The organism is Sphingomonas sp. ACRSK (genome assembly GCF_022346685.1).
Taxonomy (GTDB): Bacteria; Pseudomonadota; Alphaproteobacteria; order Sphingomonadales; family Sphingomonadaceae; genus Sphingomonas; species Sphingomonas molluscorum.
Genome location: NZ_JAKRNR010000001.1, coordinates 158,033 through 176,162 on the forward strand (window position 1 = coordinate 158,033; position 18,130 = coordinate 176,162).

The 18,130-nt window shown below is 70.9% G+C and carries 19 protein-coding genes; 8 read left to right on the forward strand and 11 right to left on the reverse strand.

What is annotated here, in order from left to right:
• Nucleotides 1-3: 3 nt before the first annotated feature.
• Nucleotides 4-756 (reverse strand): bifunctional 2-polyprenyl-6-hydroxyphenol methylase/3-demethylubiquinol 3-O-methyltransferase UbiG, encoded by a 753-nt coding sequence (gene ubiG, locus MHZ35_RS00790; protein ID WP_239434018.1) that lies wholly within the window; start codon nucleotides 754-756, stop codon nucleotides 4-6.
• A gap of 61 nt (nucleotides 757-817) precedes the next feature.
• Between ubiG and MHZ35_RS00795 the strand changes: the two genes are divergently transcribed.
• Complete coding sequence (locus tag MHZ35_RS00795; protein WP_239433946.1) at nucleotides 818-2,071, forward strand: aspartate kinase; 1,254 nt, start codon at nucleotides 818-820, stop codon at nucleotides 2,069-2,071.
• 13 nt (nucleotides 2,072-2,084) lie between these two features.
• On the opposite strand, the gene MHZ35_RS00800 is transcribed toward MHZ35_RS00795, so the two are convergent.
• Both MHZ35_RS00800 and MHZ35_RS00805 read right to left on the reverse strand, forming a co-directional pair.
• The gene (locus MHZ35_RS00800) at nucleotides 2,085-2,504 is read right to left on the reverse strand and encodes a secondary thiamine-phosphate synthase enzyme YjbQ (RefSeq protein ID WP_239433947.1); all 420 of its coding nucleotides are present in this window, start codon (nucleotides 2,502-2,504) and stop codon (nucleotides 2,085-2,087) included.
• A gap of 10 nt (nucleotides 2,505-2,514) precedes the next feature.
• A complete protein-coding gene (locus MHZ35_RS00805; RefSeq protein ID WP_342453493.1) occupies nucleotides 2,515-2,982 on the reverse strand; it encodes an endonuclease domain-containing protein in 468 nt (155 codons plus the stop codon).
• A gap of 99 nt (nucleotides 2,983-3,081) precedes the next feature.
• Here MHZ35_RS00805 and MHZ35_RS00810 point away from each other — a divergent pair, with 99 nt between their 5' ends.
• Nucleotides 3,082-4,113, forward strand: a complete 1,032-nt coding sequence (locus MHZ35_RS00810) for an NAD(P)H-dependent flavin oxidoreductase (protein WP_239433949.1) — start codon at nucleotides 3,082-3,084, stop codon at nucleotides 4,111-4,113.
• 128 nt (nucleotides 4,114-4,241) lie between these two features.
• Here the strand turns inward: MHZ35_RS00810 and MHZ35_RS00815 are convergent, their stop codons facing one another.
• Nucleotides 4,242-5,264, reverse strand: coding sequence for a polyprenyl synthetase family protein (locus MHZ35_RS00815; protein WP_239433950.1), 1,023 nt, complete (start codon nucleotides 5,262-5,264; stop codon nucleotides 4,242-4,244).
• Nucleotides 5,265-5,371: 107 nt separating this feature from the next.
• On the opposite strand from MHZ35_RS00815, the gene MHZ35_RS00820 reads away from it, so the two are divergent.
• Together MHZ35_RS00820 and MHZ35_RS00825 are read left to right on the forward strand one after the other, a co-directional pair.
• Nucleotides 5,372-5,653 carry a chorismate mutase gene (locus tag MHZ35_RS00820; protein WP_125960230.1) on the forward strand — a complete coding sequence of 94 codons (282 nt, stop codon included), beginning with the start codon at nucleotides 5,372-5,374 and terminating at the stop codon, nucleotides 5,651-5,653.
• A gap of 3 nt (nucleotides 5,654-5,656) precedes the next feature.
• Nucleotides 5,657-6,769, forward strand: coding sequence for a glycoside hydrolase family 130 protein (locus MHZ35_RS00825; RefSeq protein WP_239433951.1), 1,113 nt, complete (start codon nucleotides 5,657-5,659; stop codon nucleotides 6,767-6,769).
• Between the two features lie 198 nt (nucleotides 6,770-6,967).
• On the opposite strand, the gene MHZ35_RS00830 is transcribed toward MHZ35_RS00825, so the two are convergent.
• Genes MHZ35_RS00830 through MHZ35_RS00850 form a run of 5 tightly spaced genes read right to left on the reverse strand, consistent with a single transcriptional unit; the run spans nucleotide 6,968 to nucleotide 12,768 of the window.
• Nucleotides 6,968-7,321: a hypothetical protein gene (locus MHZ35_RS00830; RefSeq protein WP_239433952.1), complete on the reverse strand. Its 354-nt coding sequence runs from the start codon at nucleotides 7,319-7,321 to the stop codon at nucleotides 6,968-6,970.
• Between the two features lie 4 nt (nucleotides 7,322-7,325).
• On the reverse strand, nucleotides 7,326-10,739 hold the full coding sequence (locus tag MHZ35_RS00835) for a chromosome segregation SMC family protein (protein WP_239433953.1): 3,414 nt from the start codon (nucleotides 10,737-10,739) through the stop codon (nucleotides 7,326-7,328).
• 27 nt (nucleotides 10,740-10,766) lie between these two features.
• Entirely contained in the window at nucleotides 10,767-11,498 is a 732-nt protein-coding gene (locus tag MHZ35_RS00840; protein ID WP_132882935.1) for a thioredoxin domain-containing protein, read from the reverse strand.
• 29 nt (nucleotides 11,499-11,527) lie between these two features.
• On the reverse strand, nucleotides 11,528-12,211 hold the full coding sequence (locus tag MHZ35_RS00845; protein ID WP_239433954.1) for a DsbA family protein: 684 nt from the start codon (nucleotides 12,209-12,211) through the stop codon (nucleotides 11,528-11,530).
• On the reverse strand, nucleotides 12,211-12,768 hold the full coding sequence (locus MHZ35_RS00850; RefSeq protein ID WP_239433955.1) for a DUF721 domain-containing protein: 558 nt from the start codon (nucleotides 12,766-12,768) through the stop codon (nucleotides 12,211-12,213). Before MHZ35_RS00850 ends, MHZ35_RS00845 begins: the two co-directional genes overlap by 1 nt.
• A 28-nt stretch (nucleotides 12,769-12,796) precedes the next feature.
• On the opposite strand from MHZ35_RS00850, the gene MHZ35_RS00855 reads away from it, so the two are divergent.
• The 3 genes from MHZ35_RS00855 to nudC are packed head-to-tail and all read left to right on the forward strand — an operon-like array spanning nucleotide 12,797 to nucleotide 15,998.
• Nucleotides 12,797-13,840: an A/G-specific adenine glycosylase gene (locus MHZ35_RS00855; protein ID WP_239433956.1), complete on the forward strand. Its 1,044-nt coding sequence runs from the start codon at nucleotides 12,797-12,799 to the stop codon at nucleotides 13,838-13,840.
• Nucleotides 13,837-15,132 (forward strand): serine hydrolase domain-containing protein, encoded by a 1,296-nt coding sequence (locus MHZ35_RS00860; RefSeq protein ID WP_239433957.1) that lies wholly within the window; start codon nucleotides 13,837-13,839, stop codon nucleotides 15,130-15,132. The genes MHZ35_RS00855 and MHZ35_RS00860 overlap by 4 nt, the downstream gene beginning before the upstream one ends.
• Entirely contained in the window at nucleotides 15,129-15,998 is an 870-nt protein-coding gene (gene nudC / locus MHZ35_RS00865; protein WP_239433958.1) for an NAD(+) diphosphatase, read from the forward strand. Before MHZ35_RS00860 ends, nudC begins: the two co-directional genes overlap by 4 nt.
• Before the next feature lie 4 nt (nucleotides 15,999-16,002).
• Here the strand turns inward: nudC and MHZ35_RS00870 are convergent, their stop codons facing one another.
• Nucleotides 16,003-16,893 carry a prephenate dehydratase gene (locus MHZ35_RS00870; protein WP_239433959.1) on the reverse strand — a complete coding sequence of 297 codons (891 nt, stop codon included), beginning with the start codon at nucleotides 16,891-16,893 and terminating at the stop codon, nucleotides 16,003-16,005.
• A 115-nt stretch (nucleotides 16,894-17,008) separates the two neighbouring features.
• Here MHZ35_RS00870 and MHZ35_RS00875 point away from each other — a divergent pair, with 115 nt between their 5' ends.
• The gene (locus tag MHZ35_RS00875; RefSeq protein WP_239433960.1) at nucleotides 17,009-17,680 is read left to right on the forward strand and encodes a c-type cytochrome; all 672 of its coding nucleotides are present in this window, start codon (nucleotides 17,009-17,011) and stop codon (nucleotides 17,678-17,680) included.
• A gap of 30 nt (nucleotides 17,681-17,710) precedes the next feature.
• On the opposite strand, the gene MHZ35_RS00880 is transcribed toward MHZ35_RS00875, so the two are convergent.
• Nucleotides 17,711-18,124, reverse strand: coding sequence for a VOC family protein (locus MHZ35_RS00880; RefSeq protein ID WP_239433961.1), 414 nt, complete (start codon nucleotides 18,122-18,124; stop codon nucleotides 17,711-17,713).
• Nucleotides 18,125-18,130 lie beyond the last annotated feature (6 nt).

Sequence of the window (18,130 nt, forward strand, 5' to 3'; positions counted from 1 at the left end):
GCCTCAGCCCCTCCAGGCGGTCACGAGATAGTCGAGCCGCGTGTCGTCGGAGATGGTGAACCCGCGCGAGGCCGAGAAGGAAAGCCCGCGGACCTCGCCCACCGTGAGCCCCTGCGCCTTGAGCAGCCCGGTAAGCTCTTCCGGCGTCAGGAACTTGTCCCAGTCGTGCGTCCCGCGCGGGATCGCGCCGACGCCTTCCGCCAGGGTGATCATCGCCAGTCGCGACAAGGGCGTGCGATTGGGCGTCGACACCACCATCAGCCCGCCCGGCGCCAGCGCCGCCGCAAGCCCAGCCACGAAGCCGGCGGGATCGGCGACATGCTCGATCACCTCCAGCGAGGTGACGAGGTCGAACTGCCGCCCCGCCACCGCCTCCACGCCGCCGGCCACATAGTCGATCGCGAGCCCCTGCGCCTCGGCATGCGCCCGCGCCGCGCCGATGTTCTCGGGCGCCGCATCGACACCCGTCACCGCCGCGCCCAGCCGCGCGAGCGGCTCGGCGAGCAAGCCAGCACCGCAGCCGACGTCGAGCGCCGTCTTGCCGGCCAGCGGCGTGAAGCCCTGCCCGTCGCCATTCCAATGCGCGTCGATCGCTTGGCGCAGGAAGCCCAATCGCGCCGGGTTGAGCCGATGCAGCATCGCCGAGGAGCCATGGGGGTTCCACCAGTCCGCAGCCAGCTTGCCGAAATGCGCGGCTTCCGCCGCCACCACGCTGCCGTTCGCTGCCCGCGCTTCGGGCGCCGCGTCGCTTGCCATAACCATGACGCCTCCCTATCAGCGCAACCCGACGTTCCCAAGGGGGTGAGGCGCTCGGTACATGGCACGCATCGTGATGAAGTTCGGCGGCACCTCCATGGCCGGGATCGAGCGCATCCGCAGCGTCGCCCAGCGCGTGAAACGCGAGTGGGAAGTCGGCAACCAGGTCGCCGTCGTCGTCTCCGCCATGGCCGGCGAGACCGACCGGCTCGTCAATTTCTGCCGCGAAGCCTCGTCGCTCTACGACCCGCGCGAATATGACGTGGTGGTCGCCTCGGGCGAGCAGGTGACGAGCGGTCTGCTCGCGATCGCGCTCCAGGCGATCGGCGTGCCCGCGCGCAGCTGGCTCGGTTGGCAGCTCCCGATCCACACCTCGGACGCCCATGCCTCCGCCCGCATCGGCGAGATCGACACCCAGGCGCTGCTCGCCGCCACGGCCGGTGGCGAGGTCGCGGTGATCCCGGGCTTCCAGGGGCTGGCCGACAATGGCCGCGTGACGACGCTCGGCCGTGGCGGATCGGACACCTCGGCGGTCGCGGTGGCGGCCGCGATGAAGGCGGACCGCTGCGACATCTACACCGACGTCGACGGCGTCTACACCACCGACCCGCGCATCGTTCCCCGGGCACGCAAATTGAAGCGCGTGACGTACGAAGAAATGCTGGAGCTCGCCAGCGTCGGCGCCAAGGTGCTGCAGACGCGCTCGGTCGGGCTCGCGATGAAGGAAGGGGTCCGCGTCCAGGTGCTCTCATCGTTTGCCGATGCAGATGCGGCGGCGGAACCGGGCACGATGATCGTGGGCGAAGAGGAAGTGGACGAGATGGAACGCCAACTCATTACCGGCATCGCGCACGACAAGAACGAGGCCAAGATCACGCTGACCGAGGTTCCCGATCGCCCGGGTGCGGTGGCGGCCATCTTCGGCCCGCTCGCCGACACCGGCATCAACGTCGACATGATCGTGCAGAACGTGGCGCATTCGACCGGCTCGACCGACGTCACCTTCACGATCAACCAGGCCGAGCTTCCCCGCGTGCTCGATGTACTGGATCGCGAAAAGGGCAAGATCGGCTACGACCGGCTGGTCCACGACACCCGCGTTGCCAAGATCTCGGTCGTCGGCGTCGGCATGCGCAGCCATGCAGGCGTTGCCTCCACCATGTTCAAGACGCTGGGCGACCGCGGCATCAACGTGCAGGCGATCACCACCTCGGAGATCAAGGTCAGCGTGCTGATCGAGGAAGACTATACCGAGCTTGCGGTGCGCGTGCTCCACACCGCCTATGGCCTCGACGCGGAGGACACCGCCGCCTGATCGGGCGGCGGCGTTATTCCCCCAGCAGGTGCAGCGCGATCCGCCGCCGGTGGGGCGCGCGGCGGTGCTCGAACAGATAGATCCCCTGCCAGGTGCCGAGCACCGGACGGCCATTGGCGACGGGGATCGACAGCTGCACGCCGGTCAGCGCCGTGCGCAGATGCGCGGGCATGTCGTCCGGCCCCTCGTCGTCGTGCGCATAGGCGGTGCGATCCTCCGGGGCGATCCCCGCGAAATAAGCGAGCAGGTCGTCGCGCACCTCCGGCGCCGCATTCTCCTGCACCAGCAGCGATGCCGAGGTGTGCCGGCAGAACAGCGTCAGCAGCCCGGTCGCCATGCCCTGCTCGGCCACCCAGCCGCACACGTCGCGCGTCACCTCCACCAGCCCCTGCCCCCGCGTGGGCACCTCCAGCTCGCCGATCGCCTGCCGCACTACGTTTCTCCTATTCCTCCCCCGGAGGGGGAGGGGGACCGGCGAAGCCGGTGGAGGGGTAATCTCCGCAAGCGGTGACGACAATGTGGCCGACCGCGGCCTCCAAATCGGACAAGATCATCTGCGCAGGGATACGCAAGACCCGAACGCCGCGTGTACGGAGCCAGTCGTCACGCGCCGCATCTCGCTCCGGCCGATCCCCACGCGCATGCCCCTCGCCATCGACTTCGACGGCAAATTTGAAGGCCGGACAGAAGAAATCGAGGACATAGATGCCCGCCGGGTGCTGACGGCGAAACCGCAGGCCGGCCGGGCGGCAGCGAAGCGCCTGCCACAAGAGCACCTCGGGTAGGGTCATGCGTCGACGCAGTTGCCTGGCGAAAGCCTGCGTTTCCTTTGGGCCGTGCAGCATGCGGAAACTACCCCTCCACCAGCCTGCGGCTGGTCCCCCTCCCCCGCCGGGGGAGGAATAGAGCATCCATGTCGCGGGTTTCCAATGGCAGATAACCAACTCAGCCTGCTGGTTTCGTCGCGGTTTCGTGTTCCACCTGCTTCGAAAGCGCTTTAGGGGCGCGCAATGACCACCACTTCTTCCGTCGGCGCCGAGCGCCTTGCCCGCCGCATGGCCCGCGGCGCCGCCTTCCTGGGCACCGACACCGCAATCCTCTGCGGCGCCATGTCCTGGGTGTCCGAGCGCAACCTCGTCGCCGCGATCTCCAACGCCGGCGGCTTCGGCGTGATCGCGTGCGGCGCGATGACGCCCGAGCTGCTCGACGCCGAGATCGCCGCCACCAAGGGTCTGACGAACAAGCCCTTCGGCGTGAACCTCATCACCATGCACCCGCAGCTAATGGAGCTGATCGCGGTGTGCGCAAAGCACCAGGTCGGCCATGTCGTGCTCGCGGGCGGGCTTCCGCCGGCTGGCAGCCTCGACGCGATCAAGGCGTCGGGCGCCAAGGTCATCTGCTTCGCGCCGGCTCTGGCGCTTGCGAAAAAGCTGATCCGCTCCGGCGTCGACGCGCTGGTGATCGAGGGCATGGAGGCCGGCGGCCACATCGGCCCGGTCTCCACCAGCGTGCTCGCGCAGGAAATGCTACCCGAGATCGCCGAACAGGTCCCGGTATTCGTCGCCGGCGGCATCGGCCGCGGCGAGGCGATCGCCGGCTATCTCGACATGGGCGCCGCCGGCGTCCAGCTCGGCACGCGCTTTGCGTGTGCGACCGAGTCGATCGCGCATCCCAATTTCAAGAAGGCGTTCTTCCGCGCCTCGGCCCGTGACGCGGTCGCCAGCGTCCAGATCGACCCGCGCCTGCCGGTGATCCCGGTGCGCGCGCTCAAGAACGCCGGCTCGGAGCTGTTCACCGCCAAGCAGCGCGAAGTCGCCCAGTCGCTCGACGAAGGCGCGCTGGCGATGGCCGAAGCGCAGCTGCAGATCGAGCATTATTGGGCGGGCGCGCTGCGCCGTGCGGTGATCGACGGCGACGTCGAGCATGGCAGCGTGATGGCCGGCCAGTCGGTCGGCATGGTCAAGACCGAGGAGCCGGTCGCCGCGATCATCGCCACGCTGATGGAAGAAGCCGCCGCGGCGCTGGAGAAGCGGGCGGCGTAAGGGGCGCTTCCTCCCCCCTCCCAACCGTACCCCGGCGGAGGCCGGGGTACGGTTGGGAAGGCTTGGCGGATGAAGCGCCTGCATCGGCCGCTATCCCACCTGGACCCCGGCCTCCGCCGGGGTACAAGTTAGTACGCCCGCGCCACCGCGAACTCGACCGCCTCGACCATCGCGTCCTTGGCCGCGCCGTCCGCAAACGGGGAGAGCGACTCAATCGCCCGCTGCCCATAATGCCGCGCCCGCGCCATGGTGTCCTCCACCGCCCGGCTGCTGCGCACCAGCTCCACCGCATGGGCGAAGTCGGCATCGGTCGCGCGCCGGCCCGACACCGCGTCGCGCCAGAAGCCGCGCGCCGCCTCATCCCCGCGCGCATAGGCCAGGATCACCGGCAGCGTCATCTTGCCCTCGCGGAAGTCGTCGCCCGCGTCCTTGCCCATGGTCGACGCGTCCGAGACATAGTCGATCGCATCATCCACCAGCTGGAAGGCGATGCCCAGGTTGCGACCATAGGCGTCGAGCGCCAGCTCCTCCGCCTGCGGCCGGTCCGCGACCACGCCCGCGATGCGGCAGGCCGCGGCGAACAGCGCCGCGGTCTTCGCACCGATGATGTCGAGGTAGCGATCCTCGTGCAGGTCGACCCGGCGCACCGCGGTCAGCTGGTTGACCTCGCCTTCCGCGATCACCGCCGAGGCGTTCGACAGGATCTTGAGCGCGGCCAGGCTGTCCGCCTCCACCATCAGCTCGAACGAACGGCTGAACAGGAAGTCGCCGACCAGGACGCTCGCCGGATTGCCCCAGATGATGTTGGCGGTGCGCTTGCCGCGGCGCAGGTCCGATCCGTCGACCACGTCGTCGTGGAGCAGCGTCGCGGTGTGGATGAACTCCACCGCCGCCGCCAGCAGGTGGTGGCGCGTACCGTGATAGCCCAGCAGCTGCGCGCTCGCGAGCGTCAGCATCGGGCGCATCCGCTTGCCGCCGCCCGAGATCAGGTGGCCGGCGAGTTCCGGGATCAGCGGAATCTTGGAATGCATGCGATCGACGATCACCGCGTTGACGGCCGCCATGTCCTCGGCGACGAGCGTCATCATCGGATCGAGCGACGGGTCCTTCACGCGACCGGTCGGGGTGAGGCGGTGTACGGTGGCACTCATGCCACGCCGATGTGGCTGCAACGCGGGGCGAACGCAAGGCCGGCGGGCTTGCGTAACCCGGAAAGCGACGCGAAAAGCGCCCGCACGCGCCCGAGGGAAGGACTGGGATGACCGACGACACGCTGGCCCGCTATCGCCAGAGCATCGACAACATCGACGCCGCCCTGGTGTTCATGCTGGCGGAGCGCTTCAAGGTCACCCAGGCGGTCGGCCGCTACAAGGCGGAAAAGGACCTTCCCCCCGCCGATCCCGGCCGCGAGGAACGCCAGATCGCCCGGCTGCGCGCGCTTGCCCGCGACGCCGACCTCGACCCGGAGTTCTCCGAAAAGTTCCTGCGCTTCATCATCGAGGAAGTGATCCGCCACCACACCCGGTTCCAGGCCAGCTGAACCATGGCGGACGACCGGATCGTCTTCGCCCCCGACGACGTCGACCTTTCGCGCTCCCCGCTCCGCCGCGGCATCGCCGAGCCGACCTTCGTGCTCGGCGCCTTCAACCCCGGCCTCACCCGCCTCGCCAACGGCAATCTGCTGCTGATGGTGCGCGTGGCCGAGGCACTGGCCGAGCCGATCCGCGACGGCCACGTCCGCTCGATCCGCTGGACGCCCGCCGGCTACCGGCTCGACGCCTTTGACGCCGCGGGCGCCGACGTCGCCGACCCGCGCTTCTTCGTGCTGTCGGGTGGCGCCTATCCGTTCCTGGGGCTGACCTCGCTGTCGTGGCTGCTGCCGGTCGAGCTCGACCCGGAAGGAGAGCGCATCGTCGCAGTCCACTATGACCGCGCGATCGAACCCGACGCCCGCCACGGCGAATACGGCATCGAGGACCCGCGCATCGTCCGCATCGGCAATCGCTGGTGGATGACGGTGTGTGCGGTGTCCGGCGGGCGGCTGTGCACCGCCATGTACGACTCCGACGACGGGCTCGACTGGCGCTCCTGCGGAATGGTGCTCGACCATGGCAACAAGGACATGATCCCGTTCGAGGGCACGGTCGGTGACCGCCACCTCGCCCTCACCCGCCCGCTGTCGGACGCCTGGTTCGCGATGCCGCCCGACGACGCCGATGCCGGCGGGCCGTCGATCAACCTCGCGACCTCGCCGGACATGCTGCACTGGCGCCCGGTCGCCGACTTCGCGATCCGGCCCTTGAAGGCCGCGGCCGCCTCCAAGCTCGGCGGCGGCACCCCGCCGGTGCGCACGGCCCGCGGCTGGATGCTGCTCTACCACGGCGTCGAGAAGCAGGGCGCAGTCGGCGTCTACCGTACCTATCGCGCGCTGCTCGACAGCGACGATCCCACCCGCATTCTGGAGCGCGAGGAGTCGGTGCCGGTGCTGGAGGCCGCGCCCGACCTCATCGCCCCCTTCGCCCACCAGGCCTATCTGCCCCAGCCGGTGGTGTTCACGACCGGCATCGTCGACGCCGGCGACGCCTGGCTCGTCGCGTCCGGCGAAGCCGACCTCGCCTGCCGCCTCACGCGGATACCCAAGGCGCGACTGGACTAATCCTCTTGGGGTGCCGTGCTCCTGCGCAGGCAGGAGCGCATGAACCGTAGCGACTTCTGATCAAGCCGTTCGTCCTGAGTAGCCATTGAGCGCAGTCGAAATGGCGTATCGAAGGACCGCCACCGGTGCTTCGATACGGGCCTTCGCCAAGCTCAGCCCCTACTCAGCCCGAACGGTTCGGCTGCGGGCTGCGCAGCCCTACGCCCCCGCCTTACGATACGCCCCGCGCAAATTCTCCGTCGGCACCAGCGCGCCGTCCTTCTCGATCCGCAGCTGCATGCGCGCAAAGATCGACTCCATCCCGTCCTCCGAGAGCATGCCCGGATCCGCCACCAGCGTCAGCGTGTCGCCCGATCGCGTCCAGCTGCCCTCCACCGCGAGGTCGAGCGCGCCATAGGCCAGGAACCACCGGTAGCGGCCGTCGCCGCGCAGCAGCAGCTCCGATCCCACCTCGGTCATACCCGACAGATAATAATGCCCGGGCAGCCCCTGCGGCGCGGCCACGACCGCGGCCGGGACCATCAGCAATCCAGGGAACACCCAGCGTGTCATGCGCCTACTCCGCCGCCAGCAACGTCTCGGCGCCGCGCAGGTCCACCGACACCAGCCGGCTCACCCCCTGCTCGACCATCGTCACCCCGAACAGCCGGTGCATCCGGCTCATCGTCGCCGCATTGTGGGTGACGATCAGGTAGCGCGTCTCGGTCTCTTCGGTCATCCGCTCGAGCAGATCGCAGAAGCGATCGATGTTCGCGTCGTCGAGCGGCGCGTCGACCTCGTCGAGCACGCAGATCGGCGCCGGGCTGGTCAGGAACAGCCCGAAGATCAGCGCCACCGCCGTCAGCGCCTGCTCGCCGCCCGACAAGAGCGTCAGCGACTGGAGCCGCTTGCCCGGCGGCTGGGCGAGGATCTCCAGCCCCGCCTCCAGCGGATCGTCCGAATCGACGAGCGCCAGATGCGCCTGCCCGCCGTTGAACAACGTGCCGAACAGCCGCTGGAAATGCTCGTTGACCGCATGAAAGGCCGCGAGCAGCCGCTGCCGCCCCTCGCGATTGAGAATGCCGATGGAGCCGCGCAGCCGGTTCACCGCCAGCTCCAGTTCGGCGCGCTCGCGGTCGCCGCTCGCCCGCGCCGCATCCAGCTCCGCCAGCTCGCGATCCGCGACCAGGTTCACCGGGCCGATGCGCTCGCGCTCCGCGGTCAGCCGGTCGTGCGCCGCCGCCTCGGCCTCGGGCGTCGCTACGTTGGCGCTCTCGAACTCCAGCCGCTCCGGCAGCAACGGCGGCGGGCATTCGAAGCGTTCGCCCGACAGCCGCGCCGTCTCCACCCGCCGCTGATCATAATTTTCCGCGCGCGCCGCCGCGCCCGCGCGTGCCTCGCGCGCCGCAGCCAAGGCCTCGCCGATCGCCCGCAGCGCCGTCTCCGCCGCGCGCAGCGCCTGTTCGGCGGCGTGTTCCTCGCGCTGGGCGGCATCCACCGCCTCGCGCGCCCCCAGCAAGGTCGCCGTCACACTGTCGATCTCCAGCGACAGCGCATCCGGCCGCCCGGCAATCGCGTCGCGCTCGCGCGCGCTGTCGGCGGCGCGCTTGTCGAGGTCGGCGATGCGTCGCACCGCCTCGCCTGCGCGCTGCTTCCAGCCCTTGGCCTCGACCGCCGCCGCCGTGATCCGCGCCCGTGCCGCCGTGGCCGCCCGCTCGCGTTCGGCCGCCGCCGCGCGTGCGTCTGCGACCCCGCCGCGCCGGCCCTCCGCCTCGGCCGACAGCCGGGCGACCTCCGCCTGGGTGCCGCTCCCGTCCGGCAGCGCCGCGACCGCCGCTTCCGCGCGCGTCGCTTCGCCCGCCGCCTCTTCCAGGTCGAGCGCCGCCCGACGCTGGCGCGCGGCGAGATCGGCGCGCTGCGACTCGGCGCGCTCGATCGCCGCCGCTGCCCGGTCCTCCGCGCGCGCCGCCTCACGCGCGGCGGCTTCGTGCGATTCCACGCTGCGTCGCGCTTCCGCCGCCTGCGCCTTCGCCGCGCGTATCGCTGCTTCCGCGTCGGTGAGCGCCGCCGTCGCCTGCTCGACCGCCGCCGCCGCCTGCGGACGCGCCGCCGCAATCGCGCGCAGGCGGTTCGCGCGCTCCAGCCGCTCCGCCGCAGCCGCGCCGCCCCCCGCCACCGCACGGAATCCGTCCCAGCGCCGAAGCGCGCCGTCGAGCGTCACCAGTCGCTGGCCCACCGCCAGTGCGGTGCCGGTGTCGGCCTCGCACACGAACACTTGGCCGAGCCTCCGCGCGAGCACCTCGGGTGCCACCACCTGCCCCGAAAGCCGCGACACACCCGGAGGCGGCGGCGGGTCGTCCCGTGCCGCTTCGGCCCCGCCCCAATAGCGCTCGTCGCTCGGATCGAGCCCCGCCTCGACATCGTCGCCCAGTGCCGCCGCCAGCGCGCGCTCATAGCCGGGCGCCACCTCCAGCCGGTCGAGCAGCCGCTCGCGCCCGCCGCGCCGCTGCGCACGCTCCAGCGCCGCCGCTTCGCCATCGAGCGCCGCCAGCTCTGCCGACGCGGTCGCGCGCGCCGCCTGCGCGGCCTCGCGCCGGCCGGCCTGCGCCCGCTCCTCCGCATCCGCCGCCGCCAGCGCCGCCCGCGCCTGCTCGATCCCGCCGAGCGCCTTGTCCCGCGCCTCGGCTGCCGCCGCGCGCGCGGCATGGAGCGGCGCCGCATCCGCCAGCGCCGCCAGTTCCGCCGCGATGCGCCGCTCGTCGCGAGTCGCGCGCTCCAGCCGGGCCTGCGCCGCCTGCAGTGCCGCGCGCGCGACACGCACGTCGGCGAGCTCGCTCGCCTGCCGCGCGAGTGCCTGGGCAAGCGCCACCTCGGCATCGCGACTCGCCTGCTCGGCCGCCGCCAGCGCCGCCGCCAGCTCCGGCAGCGCCGCATCGGCCGCCGCCGCCTCGGCCTCCAGCGTCTTGCCCTCGGCCGCCAGCCGCGCCAGCGCCTCGGCCGCATCGCTGGCGAGCGCTCCCTCACGGCTGCGGTCGTCGGCAATGCGCGCGATCGCCGCCTCCAGTTCACGCAACCGGCGTTCGGCAGCCCCGCGCTGCGCCACCAGCGCCTCGCGCCGGTGCGTCGCCTCCGACAGTGCATCCCGCGCCGCCTGGGCACTGCTGCGGTGGGTGGCGAGCGCCGCCACCGCCGCCGCCTGCGCCGCTTCCGCCGCTGCCTGTTCGGCCGTGCGACTCACCACCAGCGCGTCCGCGTCCTTCGACTCCGCCCGGGCAGCGTCCGCGGCCGCCGCCGCGTCGCGCCAGCGCGCAAAGATCAGCCGCGCCTCCGCCACCCGGATCCGGCCCGACAATTCGCGATAGCGTTCCGCCTGCCGCGCCTGCCGCCTGAGCTGCGCGATTCGCCCGTCCTGGTCGGCGAGCACCTCCGCCAGCCGCGCCAGGTTCGCCTCGGTCGCGCGCAGCCGGTTCTCGGCATCCCGCCTGCGGACATGGAGCCCGGCGATCCCCGCCGCTTCTTCCAGCATCGCCCGCCGCTCGGCGGGCTTGGCAGAGATGACGGCGCTGATCCGGTTCTGGCTCACCAGCGCCGGCGAATGCGCGCCGGTCGCGGCGTCCGCGAACAGCAGCGCCACGTCCTTGGCGCGCACGTCGCGACCGTTGATTCGATAGGCGGAGCCGGCGCCGCGCTCGATCCGGCGCACCACCTCCACCTCTTCGCCCTCCGGCCCGACCTCGTCGGCCAGGATCGACACCTCGGCGAAGTCGCGCGGCGGGCGCGTCGCGGTGCCGGCGAAGATCACGTCCTCCATCGCCGCCCCGCGCATCGACCGGGCGGAGTTCTCGCCCATGGTCCAGCGCAGTGCTTCCAGGAGGTTCGATTTTCCGCAGCCGTTGGGGCCGACCACGCCGGTCAGCCCCGCCTCAATCACCAGGTCGGACGCGTCGACGAAGCTTTTGAAGCCGGACAGGCGCAGCCGCCGGATCCGCATCGCCGCACGCGCCCCGTCAGTGGGCGATCAGGCGCCGGCGTCGCGCAGCGCTGCCTCGACCTGCGTCCAGTTCACCGCGTCCAGCTTGTTGTCGTTCAGGAAGAAGCTCGGGGTGCCCGTCACCTTGTCGGCGGCTTCCTCGGTGATCTTGACGAGCGCCTCCAGCCCCTTCTGGTCGGCCAGGCACTGGCGCGCCTTTGCCTCGGGGATGCCGCGCTGCTTGACGAAGTCGATGTAGCCCAGCTGCTGCGCCCACAGTGATACCGCCTGCGCCGGCGGCATCTGCTGCACCTGCGCCTGGAAGCTCTCCGGCAGCGCCTGGAGCTTATCCAGCACCGCATTCTGGTTGGCGTACATCTGGTCGAGGATCGGGAAGAACGGCCCGGTCCCGCCGCAGCGGCCGAGCAGGCCGGCGGCAAGATCCGGCGCGCCATGCACCGCGAAGTCGCGGAACTCATAGGAGACCTTGCCGCTCGCGACGTAGGTGTCCGCCAGCGCCGGTACCGAGTCGCGCCCGAACTGGCCGCAGGTCGGGCAGGTGCGGGAGCCATATTCGACCAGCTTGATCGGCGCATCCGGGTTGCCCATGCGATAGCCGCCCTCCGGCGTCACCGACACCGTCTCGGCCCAGTTGGTACCGGCCGGCGCTGCTACCGCCGCGACCTTCTGCGCGGGCGCGCCGCTGTTGCCGGAGCCCGCGTCCCCGCCACCGCAACCGGCGAGCAGGAGAAGGGGCAGCAGGGGGAGAGCGATACGCATGATATTGGCTCCGTGAAGAGAAAGGGGGTTCAGCGCTGCAGCGCCTGGCGCAGCGGGGGCTCGACCTCGGCCCAGCTGTTGGCAGCGAGCAGATTGCCGTCGATCTCGAAGCTCGGCGTGCCCTGGATGCGGCCCTGGACCTTCTCGGTCGCCGCGACCAGTTCGCCGCGCGCGACCGGATCGACCAGGCAGCGGTCCGCCTGCTGGGCGGTGAGCCCGCTGCGCGTCATCAGCGCGGTCAGCCCCGAACCCGCGGCGATGCGCCGCAGCCGTGCCTCGAGCGTCGTCGCGCCCTTGAACGAATCGGGCTTGGCCTGGAACGCCATCGCCTTGTCGAGCAGTGCCTTCTGGTTGGCAAAGATCAGCGCGTGCTGGCGCGCGAACCGCGCCGTCCCGCCGCAGCGCGCAAGCAAGGCGCTCGCAAGGTCCAGCGGATCGCGCACGAAGTTGCGGATCTCCACCCGGACCTGACCGCTGCGAACGAGCCCGTCGTGCAGCGGTGCCTTCGATTCCTCGACGAAATGGCCGCAGTGCGGGCAGGTGTAGCTGACATATTCGACCAGCGTGACGCGCGCCTTGGGGTTTCCGATCTGGAAACCACTGCTCGCCGCCTTCACCGTCACAGTGCGCCAGTCGCGTGCCGGCTGCGCCTCTGCGCCACTCGTCATCACCAGTCCCGCGAGCACACCCGCGAGCACCCCCAGCAACCGCATCAACGAACCTTTCCCAGAACCGGTATCGAAAGCGGCGTCGGCGGCGCAGCGACGCCGGCCGCCAGTGCCGAAAGCACTGCCTTCAGCTCCGGATCGGCGATGGTGCGCAGGCTCTCGCCCAGCTCCGCGGGCACATGCGTCGGCGTTGGGCGCGGCGGTGCGACCCGCTGCGCGCGGCGAACGTCGCCCTGCCGGAATGCGATGCGGCCGACCGCCGCATAGCCGAAGAAACGGTTCACCCGCTCGATGATCTCGGGGCCGATGTGCTGCATCATGGTGACGTGCGCGCCGTGCACCACCAGGGTCAGCACCCCGTCGGTGCGCTGCCCCTGCGGAAAGCGGATCGATTCGGGTGCGGACACGCGCGCATAACGCTCGCCGACGATCTCGGGCCAGCGGCTCACCACCGCGCTCTGGATGAAGCCGAACTTGCGGAATGCCGCCCGGCCGATGTCCGGCAACAGGTCCGCCACCGCGCGCGCATAGCCGTGGCGCTTCGGCTCCTCCTTGGGAGGCCGGACCTTGGTGGCAGTGGGGGCTTTGGGGGGCGTCGTCATCGCGGCTTCCCCATGCCATAGGCGCGGCGTGCCCGCCAACCTTTCTGCAATCGCTCCCGCCCTGCTCGACTGGTACGACGCCAACGCGCGCAGCCTGCCGTGGCGTGCGCCGCCCGGCACCCCCGCGCCGGACCCGTATCGCGTGTGGCTGTCGGAGGTGATGCTCCAGCAGACCCAGGTCGCCACCGTCCGCCCCTATTTCGAGAAGTTCGTCGCCCGCTGGCCCGATTTCGCGAGCCTCGCCGCCGCCGAGGATGCCGAACTGATGGCCGCCTGGGCGGGGCTCGGCTACTACGCCCGCGCCCGCAACCTGCTCGCCTGCGCCCGCGCGGTCGCGAACGACCATCTCGGCGTGCTGCCGGACACCGAGGAGGGCTTGCGCGCCCTCCCCGGCCTCGGCGCCTATACCGCAGCCGCCGTCGCCGCGATCGCCTTCGGCCGGCGCGCGGTGGTGGTCGACGCCAATGTCGAGCGGGTGGTCGCGCGGCTGTTCGCCCTTCCACAGCCACTCCCCGCCGGCCGTCCGGCGATCCGCGTCGCAACCGATACGATCACGCCGGACGCGCGTGCCGGCGACTTCGCGCAGGCGATGATGGACCTTGGCTCGGGCATCTGCACCCCGCGCACGCCGCGCTGCCTGCTCTGCCCGTTGCGCACCCAGTGCGACGCCTTCGCCACCGGCGATCCCGAAGTCTTTCCGCTGAAGGCGCCAAAGCGCGAGAAGCCGCACCGTCACGGCACGATCTTCTGGCTCGAACACGAAGGCCAGGTGCTGCTCGTCCGCCGCCCGGCCAAGGGCCTGCTCGGCGGTATGCGCGCGCTGCCGACCGGCCCCTGGGCGGAGACGCCACCCGGCCTGGCCGAGGCGCCGGTCGAGGCCGACTGGCAGGCAATGGGCGCGGTTGCCCACGGCTTCACCCACTTCCGCCTGAGCTGCACGGTTGCGGCGGCCACGCTGCCGGCCCACATGGCCGTGCCGGATGGCGAATGGTGGCCGATCGACTCGCTCGACGAAGCAGGCATGCCGACGGTGTTCGTCCGCGCACAGCGGCTGATGGAGGGATTGCGATGACGGCACGGACGTGGATGGCAGGCTTCGCGGCGCTGGCACTGGTCGCCCCGCCGATCGCAACCGCGCAGGTCGCCCCCGCCCGCCAGCCCTCCGCCCCGGCACTCCCGAGCGTCGAAGCAGTCGCCGACCGCTATGTCGCCGCCGGCCGCGCACCCGGAATCGCCGTCGCGATCGGCGGCCCGGGCGACACCCGCTTCGTTGCCAGGGGAAGCCTTTCGGACGGCGGCGCCGCCGTCACCCCGGACTCGCTGTGGCGCGTCTATTCGATGACCAAGCCGATCACGGCGATGGCGGCGATGATGCTGATCGAGGACGGCAAGATGCGGCTCGACCAGCCGGTGTCGGATTTCCTTCCCGCTTTCGCCAAGATGCGGGTGCTCACCGATCCGGAGCGCAGCCTCGCCAGCCGCCCGGCCGCGCGCCCGATCACCATCCGCCACCTGCTCACCCACACGGCGGGCCTGGGCTATTCCATCGTTACCAAGGGGCCGCTGCTCCACGAATATGAGCGGCTCGGCATCGTCCCCGCCGCGATCAATGCCAAGGTCGAGACCGAGATGCTGCGCGTGCGGCCGAAATCGCTCGCCGAGTTCGCCGACCGTCTCGCCACCCTGCCGCTGATCGCCGATCCGGGCAGCACGTGGAGCTATTCGGTCAGCCTCGACCTGATGGGCCGCGTCATCGAGGTCGCGAGCGGCATGTCGTTCGAACGCTTCCTTGAGACGCGGATGTTCGGCCCGCTCGGCATGACCTCCACCTACTGGCAGGTGCCCGCCGACCAGGCCGGAAGGCTCGCGACCAACTATGTCTTCGTCGGCGATCGCGCAGTGCCGCTTGATCCGGCAGCGACCTCGATCTTCCTGAACGCGCCGAGCTTCCCCTATGGCGGCGCCGGCCTCGTCTCGTCGGCGCGCGACTATGACCGCTTCCTCCACATGCTCCAGAACCGCGGCACGCTGGACGGCAAGCGCGTGATGAAGGCGGAGACGGTCTCGCTAGCCATGTCCAACCTGCTCCCGGCCGGCGTCTCCTTCGGCGGCGTCGACGCGAGCACCGGCGGCACCAATGCACCCAAGATGGGCTTCGGGGCCGGCGGCTCGGTGTATCTGGAGGATACGCCCGGTGGCCTCGGCAAGGGCACCTATGGCTGGGGCGGTGCCGCCGGCACGATCGCCTTCGTCGATCCCGCCCGCCAGCTGCGCGGCACGGTGATGGTCAACTATTTCCCCGCCGATCGCTGGCCGCTGCGTGCCGACCTGACGCGCGCGCTGCTCGCGGACCTCCAGCGATGATCGGCTTCACCGGCGGCACTCTCGACCGCGCCGATCGCGAGCGCGACGATCCGGAGGCGCTCGCCACCGCCCTCGCCGATCCGCGCGCCCGGCTGCTGCGCCTGCGCGCGCTGGAACCGGAAGTGGACGCCGACGGCCGCATGGTCTGGGACGCGCTCGGCACGCTTCCGGCCGACGTGACGCCGCTGTTCCTGGGCTATGACGCGGGCGTCCCGCGCTTCGTCGCTGCCCTCGATGCGGAAGGATCGCCGGTCAGCCGCTCGCCGAACCTGATGGGGGTGCTCGCCGCCATGCCGGCAGCCGACGCCGCCACCTATGCGGCCGCGCGCAGCCTCGCCGACTGGCACCGCCGCCACCGGTTCTGCGCCAATTGCGGCAGCCAAACCGAGCTATTCCGCGCTGGCTGGGCACGCCGCTGCCCCGCCTGTGCTGCGCAGCATTTCCCACGCACCGACCCGGTCGTCATCATGCTGGCCGAACACGACGGCCGCGTCCTCCTGGGCCGCCAGGCCGCCTGGACACCCGGCCGCTATTCGGCACTCGCCGGCTTCGTGGAAGTGGGCGAATCGCTGGAGGAAGCCGTCCGCCGCGAAGTGCTGGAGGAGGCAGGCGTGCCGGTGGGTGCCGTCCGCTACGTCGCGAGCCAGCCCTGGCCCTTCCCCTCGCAGCTGATGCTCGCCTGCATCGGCGAAGCGCTCGACGACAGCATCACGCTCGACACCCACGAGCTGGAAGACGCCTTTTGGGCGACTCGCGACGAGGTGGCCGGTGCGCTCGCCCGGGCCGAAGGCGCTCGGTTCGACGCTCCGCCGGACTATGCCATCGCCTACAGCCTGCTCGCCCATTGGCTGGACGCGCAGGACTAGCCGGTCAGCCCCGCTCGCGGGCGCGGGGATAGCTGCCGAGCAGCCGCACCCATTTGCTGTGATAGCGCAGCTCGTCGAGCGCACGGTCGACGGCGAGGTCGCCCGGCTGCCCCTCGATATCGGCGAAGAACTCCGACGCGGTGAAGCTCGCGTCGCGCTGGTAGCTTTCCAGCTTGGTCATGTTGACGCCGTTGGTCGCAAAGCCGCCCAGCGCCTTGAACAGCGCCGCCGGCACGTTCTTCACCTCGAATACTAGGCTCGTCATCGCCGGCCCCTCGACCCGCCCGCCGTTGGCCTCGCGCGTCAGGATCACGAATCGGGTCGTATTGTGCGCAGCATCGGCGATGTCGCTGGCGAGCACGTTCAGGCCGTAGAGCTCGGCCGCTCCGGGAGGCGCCAGCGCGGCAAGGCTCGGGTCGCCGGTTTCCGCCACCAGCGCCGCCGCACCGGCGGTGTCGGCATAGGCGACCGGCGCGATCCCGCGCTCGGCCAGCCAGCGGCGGCACTGGCCGAGCGCCTGTTCGTGGCTGGTAGCCTGCGTCACCTGCTCCAGCCGGCCCAACCCCATCAGCGCGTGGCGGATCGGCAGGAAATGCTCGCCCACGATCACCAGCCCCGATTCGGGCAGCAGGAAATGCATGTCGGCGACACGGCCGTGGAGCGAATTCTCGATCGGGATGATGCCGCATCCGGCCGCCCCGCTCAGCACCGCCTCCACCGCATCGGCAAAGCTGAAGCACGGCAGCGGCAGCCCGTCCGGAAGCGCCTGGTTGGCGGCGACATGGGAGTTGGCGCCCGGTGCGCCCTGATAGGCGACGGCACGTTCGGGGGCTGCGCGCGCCGCTTCGGTCATGCGCGCGACCAGGGCCCGCGCCGGTGCGGCATAGCTCTGCATGGGGGCAGGCGATTAGTTGCGCGATGTCAACGACGCAAGGCCTGCTTGCGACGCAAGGGCAGACCGACGTAAAGCGTAACAATCTTCCCTTGTTTAGCGAGAAATCGGCGGCGGCATGGACAATCGGATGAACACGATCGCTGGCTGGACTTTGGCTGGTCTGGCCGCTGCTTTGGGCCTGACCGTCGCCAGCGGCATGATTTTCGAAGGCGGACGCCCCGAAAAGATGGGCTATCCGATCGAGGGGGTGGAAGGCGAAGGCGCCGGTGGCGCTTCGGCGGTCCCGTTCGCGACGCTGCTCGCCTCGGCCGATCCCGCCAAGGGCGCCGAGGTGTTCAAGAAGTGCACCGCCTGCCACACCGTCAACCAGGGCGGCGCCAACGGCATCGGCCCGAACCTCTACGGTGTCATCGGCAAGCCCCACGGTCACCTGCCGAACTTCGCCTATTCCGACGCGCTGAAGTCGGTTCCCGGCAACTGGGACTTCGACGCGATGGACGCCTGGCTGACCTCGCCGCGGAAGTACGCGCCGGGCACCAAGATGACCTTTGCGGGCCTCGGCAATGCCCAGGACCGCGCGAACGTCGTCGCCTATCTCAATTCCCAGGGTTCGAACCTGCCGCTGCCGGCCGCTCCTGCCGCAGGCGAGGCTCCGGCCACCCAGGCCGAGGCCAATGTTGCCGAGGGTGCGCCGACCGCGGATCTCGAGAACGCCGCCACCCCGGCGTCGGGCGCGCCATCTGTGGATCCGGCTGCCGCCGTGCAGGCTTCGAAGAAGGGCGACTGATTCCGGGCTCCGGCACCCGGCCGGAACCGGTCAGTAGTTGGGCCAGAGACCCGGCGTGGCGAGTTCCAGGACGTGCCCGTCGGGGTCCTCGAAATAGAGGCTGCGCCCGCCGCGCGGCCACGCCACTTCGCTGCGCAGCGCCACATCGTGCGCCGCGAGGTGCGCCCGCCACGCATCCTCGCTGCCGGCGGGAATCGCGAACGCCATGTGCACCGGGCCGCTGCCGTCATGGCCCGGGACCACGCCGCCGGCACCCGGCATGTCCTCCGTGGAGGCTCCGGCCAGGAACAGCAGCAGCACGCCCGAGCCGCCGGCATTGAACGCGGTCAGCCGCTCGCCCGCGAGCATCGGCCGCAATCCCAGCACCTCGCGAAAGAAATCGGCCGCGCGCGCCATGTCGGCGACGTAGAGCGCGGTTTCGAGCAGACCGGAGATGGGCGGCACCTCCGG